7 protein-coding genes, 1 tRNA gene and 1 pseudogene are annotated in these 4,623 nt (G+C 59.7%); all 9 read left to right on the top strand.

The annotated features are described in order from the left end of the window. Nucleotides 1–543, top strand: a 543-nt coding sequence (gene tpiA / locus ACN4F8_RS00385) for a triose-phosphate isomerase (RefSeq protein ID WP_419471751.1), incomplete at its 5' end; no start/stop codon positions are given. 39 nt (nt 544–582) lie between these two features. Next, nucleotides 583–957, top strand: coding sequence for a preprotein translocase subunit SecG (gene secG / locus ACN4F8_RS00380; RefSeq protein WP_055393223.1), 375 nt, complete (start codon nt 583–585; stop codon nt 955–957). Between the two features lie 114 nt (nt 958–1,071). Beyond that, nucleotides 1,072–1,156, top strand: a tRNA-Leu gene (locus tag ACN4F8_RS00375). Between the two features lie 73 nt (nt 1,157–1,229). Then, nucleotides 1,230–1,589 carry an NADH-quinone oxidoreductase subunit A gene (locus ACN4F8_RS00370; protein WP_055393226.1) on the top strand — a complete coding sequence of 120 codons (360 nt, stop codon included), beginning with the start codon at nt 1,230–1,232 and terminating at the stop codon, nt 1,587–1,589. Nucleotides 1,590–1,613: 24 nt separating this feature from the next. Then, nucleotides 1,614–2,093, top strand: a complete 480-nt coding sequence (locus ACN4F8_RS00365; protein ID WP_007849129.1) for a NuoB/complex I 20 kDa subunit family protein — start codon at nt 1,614–1,616, stop codon at nt 2,091–2,093. Between the two features lie 10 nt (nt 2,094–2,103). Then, nucleotides 2,104–2,712: an NADH-quinone oxidoreductase subunit C gene (locus ACN4F8_RS00360; RefSeq protein ID WP_055393297.1), complete on the top strand. Its 609-nt coding sequence runs from the start codon at nt 2,104–2,106 to the stop codon at nt 2,710–2,712. A 26-nt stretch (nt 2,713–2,738) separates the two neighbouring features. Beyond that, entirely contained in the window at nt 2,739–3,992 is a 1,254-nt protein-coding gene (locus ACN4F8_RS00355) for an NADH-quinone oxidoreductase subunit D (RefSeq protein ID WP_055393228.1), read from the top strand. Continuing rightward, a complete protein-coding gene (gene nuoE / locus ACN4F8_RS00350; RefSeq protein ID WP_055393230.1) occupies nt 3,989–4,480 on the top strand; it encodes an NADH-quinone oxidoreductase subunit NuoE in 492 nt (163 codons plus the stop codon). The genes ACN4F8_RS00355 and nuoE overlap by 4 nt, the downstream gene beginning before the upstream one ends. Further along, nucleotides 4,477–4,623, top strand: a pseudogene (locus tag ACN4F8_RS00345) (NADH-quinone oxidoreductase subunit F); the annotation flags it as partial. The gene nuoE and the pseudogene ACN4F8_RS00345, both read left to right, overlap by 4 nt.

Here is a 4,623-nt window from a genome sequence, read left to right as displayed (position 1 = left end):
CACGAAGCAGGTGCCTACACCGGAGAGGTGTCGGCCGCCATGTTGAAAGACTTTGGTGTGCGGTACGCGCTGGTGGGGCATTCAGAGCGCCGCCAATACCATGGTGAAACCGATGTGGTGGTTGCCGAGAAAGCGCAACGCGCACTGGCGGCAGGTATCACGCCTATCGTCTGCGTGGGCGAGACCCTTCAGGAGCGCGAAGCTGGGCAGACCGAGGTTGTGGTCAAGCGTCAATTGGCGGCTGTGATCCACCTCAATGGTCACTGCATCAGCGAAGTGGTGGTGGCTTACGAACCGGTCTGGGCCATTGGCACGGGCCGCACGGCGTCGCCTGAGCAGGCGCAGGCAGTGCATGCAGTGCTGCGGGCACAGCTGTCTGCGGCCAGCGAGCATGCGGATCGAATCCGCCTGCTGTACGGCGGCAGCATGAATGCGGCCAATGCCGCCCAGTTGCTTTCCCAGCCGGATATCGATGGCGGCCTTGTGGGCGGTGCCTCGCTGAAAGCGCCCGATTTCCTTCAAATCATTGCGGCCGCCCGTTGAGGCTGCCCTTCAAACTATTCAATCAGGAGTGAACAGAGAATGAACGTGATCGTGAATGTGGTGTTGGCTGTGCAGATGCTGACGGCCTTGGGGATGATTGGCCTGATCCTGATCCAGCATGGCAAGGGTGCCGATATGGGCGCAGCGTTTGGCAGTGGCAGTTCCGGAAGCCTGTTTGGTGCCAGCGGTAGCGCCAACTTCTTGTCGCGTACTACGGCGGTGCTGGCTGCGGTGTTTTTTGTGGCAACGCTGGCACTGGCCTATTTCGGCAATGCGCGTCCTGCCAGTTCGGGTAGCGTGCTGGAAAATCCCGCTGCTGCAGTGCCTGCAGGTGCGCCTTCGTTGTCGGCTTCGGATGCTGCTGTGGCTCCTGCCGTGCCCGCCTCGGGTGCAGCGCAGATCCCCACCAAATAATCTGCACTAAATTGGGCTCCGTAAGCCGAAGCAGGGTTTTTCCGGAGTAGAATTCTGGATTGTCTGGAAAGCCAAAACCGCAAGGTTCCTCATGCCATCCAGATGCAAAAATCAGCCGTCGTGGTGAAATTGGTAGACACGCTATCTTGAGGGGGTAGTGGCGAAAGCTGTGCGAGTTCGAGTCTCGCCGACGGCACCAAAACAAAGGCCTGCCTGCATGACCCGGCTCGGGTCCTGACGGGCAAGGCCACAGCGGTGAGCACATCCTCAAGATGAACCTCGATCAGTACCTCCCCGTCCTTTTGTTCATCTTGGTCGGCATCGCCGTAGGCGTTGTCCCCCTTGTACTCGGCTACATACTGGGCCCCAACCGCCCGGATGCCGCGAAGAACTCTCCCTACGAATGTGGCTTTGAAGCCTTCGAGGATGCGCGCATGAAGTTTGATGTGCGCTACTACCTTGTGGCCATTCTCTTCATTCTGTTCGATCTCGAAATTGCATTCCTCTTCCCGTGGGCGGTGACGCTGCATGAGGTGGGGATCGCTGGTTTCGTGGCGGTCGTTATTTTCCTGGCCATTCTGGTTGTGGGTTTTGCCTACGAGTGGAAAAAGGGTGCCCTGGATTGGGAATGAGCGAGCCTCAACAAGGATGATGCAATGATTGAAGGCGTGATGAAGGAAGGCTTCATCACCACGAGTTACGACTCGGTGGTGAATTGGGCCAAGACCGGCTCTCTGTGGCCGATGACATTTGGCTTGGCTTGCTGTGCCGTCGAAATGATGCATGCTGCGGCGGCGCGTTACGACATTGGTCGTTTTGGGGCGGAAGTGTTCCGCGCGAGCCCGCGCCAGTCTGACCTCATGATTGTGGCCGGCACGCTGTGCAACAAGATGGCGCCTGCGTTGCGCAAGGTGTACGACCAGATGTCCGAGCCGCGTTGGGTGTTGTCGATGGGCTCGTGTGCCAACGGCGGCGGTTACTACCACTACAGCTACTCCGTGGTGCGTGGTTGCGATCGCATTGTTCCGGTGGATGTCTACGTGCCAGGTTGCCCGCCCACGGCGGAGGCGTTGATCTACGGGATCATCCAGCTGCAGCAGAAGATTCGCCGTACCAACACCATTGCTCGTGTCTGAAGGGTTGATGATGACCGCTGTTGCCATTCGGCCTGAAAAACTCAAAGACAATATTGCCGCCGCCCTGGGGGCGATGGTGCGTCAGATCACAGTGGCGTTGGATGAGGTCACCTTGGTCGTTGATGCGGCTGATTACCTCGAATCCATGCGCGTGTTGCGTGACGCTGAAGGTTGCCGCTTTGAGCAACTGATCGATTTGTGTGGCGTGGACTATTCGGCATATGCCGATGCCGTGCGTGAAGGAGCCCGCTACTGCGTGGTCTCGCACCTGTTGTCCGTCAGTCTGAATCAGCGTGTGCGGGTCAAGGTGTTCTGCGCCGATGATGATTTTCCGGTGGTGGCCTCGGTCTCCGACCTGTGGAACTCCGCCAACTGGTACGAGCGCGAAGCGTTTGATCTGTTCGGCATTGTGTTCGACGGCCACAACGACCTGCGCCGTATCCTGACCGACTACGGCTTCATTGGCCATCCCTTCCGCAAAGACTTTCCGCTGTCTGGTCATGTTGAGATGCGCTACGACGCAGAGCTGCGCCGGGTGGTTTACGAACCCGTGTCGATCGAGCCGCGGGAGATCACGCCGCGCATCATCCGCGAAGACAAGTACGGAGGCCTGCACTAAGGCGCCCGCGCCCCATGTGAACCACCATGGCTGAAATCAAGAACTATTCCCTGAACTTTGGTCCGCAGCATCCGGCGGCGCACGGCGTGCTGCGCTTGGTGCTGGAGCTCGATGGCGAAGTCGTACAGCGAGCCGACCCGCACATCGGTCTCCTGCACCGCGCCACCGAAAAGCTGGCCGAACACAAGACCTACATCCAGTCGCTGCCCTACATGGACCGATTGGACTACGTTTCGATGATGTGCAATGAGCACGCCTACTGCCTGGCCATCGAAAAGCTGCTGGGCCTGGAAGTGCCCCTGCGTGCGCAGTACATCCGCGTGATGTTTTCGGAAATCACGCGCCTGCTGAATCACCTGATGTGGTTGGGTTCGCATGGCAACGACTGCGGCAGCTCCACCATCCTGATCTACACCTTCCGCGAGCGCGAAGACCTGTTCGACATGTACGAAGCCGTCTCTGGCGCGCGCATGCATGCGGCGTATTTCCGTCCAGGCGGTGTGTACCGTGACCTGCCGGACTCCATGCCGCAGTACAAGGTCAGCAAGATCAAGAACGCCAAGGCCCTGGAGGCCATGAACCAGAACCGCCAAGGTTCTTTGCTTGATTTCATCGACGACTTCACCAAGCGCTTCCCCGGTTGCGTAGACGAGTACGAGACCCTGCTGACCGACAACCGCATCTGGAAGCAGCGCACCGTGGGCATCGGCGTGGTGCCACCCGAGCGCGCGCTGAACCTGGGCATGACCGGTCCCATGATCCGTGGGTCTGGCATCGCATGGGATCTGCGCAAGACCCAGCCCTACGACGTCTACGACCGCATGGACTTCGACGTGCCCGTGGGCAAGACGGGCGACTGCTACGACCGCTACCTGGTACGCGTGCACGAAATGCGCGAATCCAACCGCATCATCAAGCAGTGCGTGGATTGGCTGCGCGCCAACCCCGGCCCGGTCATCACCGACAACCACAAGGTGGCCGCACCCGACCGCGAATCCATGAAGTCCAACATGGAAGAGCTGATCCACCATTTCAAGCTGTTCACCGAAGGTTTCCATGTGCCCGAAGGCGAGGCCTATGCCGCCGTGGAGCACCCCAAGGGCGAATTCGGCATCTACCTGGTGAGCGACGGCGCCAACAAGCCCTACCGCCTCAAGATCCGTGCGCCAGGCTTCGCGCACCTGGCCACGCTCGATGAAATGGCCCGCGGCCACATGATTGCGGACGCCGTCGCCATCATCGGCACCATGGATATCGTGTTCGGAGAGATTGACCGATGATTACCGAATCGACCCGCGCGCGTTTTGCGCGTGAAGTGGCCAAGTACCCCGCCGAGCAGAAGCAGTCTGCAGTGATGGCCTGCCTGTCTATCGTGCAACAGGAGCAGGGGTTTGTCAGTGCTGAAAGTGAAGCGGTGATTGCCGAGTATCTGGGCATGGCCCAGATCGCCGTGCATGAAGTCACGACCTTCTACAACATGTACAACCAGCAGCCGGTGGGCAAGTACAAGCTCAACGTGTGCACCAACTTGCCTTGTCAGCTGCGCGACGGACAGAAGGCGCTGCACCACCTTGAAAAGAAGCTTGGTGTGACCATGGGCGAGACCACGGCCGATGGCCTGTTCACCCTGCAGCAGTGTGAGTGCCTGGGCGCCTGCGCCGATGCGCCCGTGATGCTGGTCAACGACCGCACGATGTGCAGCTTCATGGACAACGACAAGCTCGACCAGTTGGTCGACGGCCTGCGCGCGGCGGAGGGACAAGCATGACCGCCGCTGCACAGATCCTCTCGCAGTTCCAGGCCACGGGCGTCCAGACCTGCTTCCACGACCGCCATATCAACCCGCAGATCTATGCGGGCCTGGATGGCACGAACTGGAGCATCAAAGAGTACGAAGCGCGCGGCGGCTAT

Origin of the sequence: Hydrogenophaga sp., assembly GCF_048549895.1 — a bacterium.
Classification (GTDB): Bacteria; Pseudomonadota; Gammaproteobacteria; order Burkholderiales; family Burkholderiaceae_C; genus Hydrogenophaga.
Note: the sequence above shows the minus strand (reverse complement) of the source record. Positions and strands in the feature narration are given on the sequence as shown.

Bases quoted from the DNA above. Each gene is read 5' to 3' on its own strand.
- secG (WP_055393223.1), top strand. From the start codon at position 583: ATGAACGTGATCGTGAATGTGGTGTTGGCTGTGCAGATGCTGACGGCC.
- ACN4F8_RS00370 (WP_055393226.1), top strand. From the start codon at position 1,230: ATGAACCTCGATCAGTACCTCCCCGTCCTTTTGTTCATCTTGGTCGGC.
- ACN4F8_RS00365 (WP_007849129.1), top strand. From the start codon at position 1,614: ATGATTGAAGGCGTGATGAAGGAAGGCTTCATCACCACGAGTTACGAC.
- ACN4F8_RS00360 (WP_055393297.1), top strand. From the start codon at position 2,104: ATGACCGCTGTTGCCATTCGGCCTGAAAAACTCAAAGACAATATTGCC.
- ACN4F8_RS00355 (WP_055393228.1), top strand. From the start codon at position 2,739: ATGGCTGAAATCAAGAACTATTCCCTGAACTTTGGTCCGCAGCATCCG.
- nuoE (WP_055393230.1), top strand. From the start codon at position 3,989: ATGATTACCGAATCGACCCGCGCGCGTTTTGCGCGTGAAGTGGCCAAG.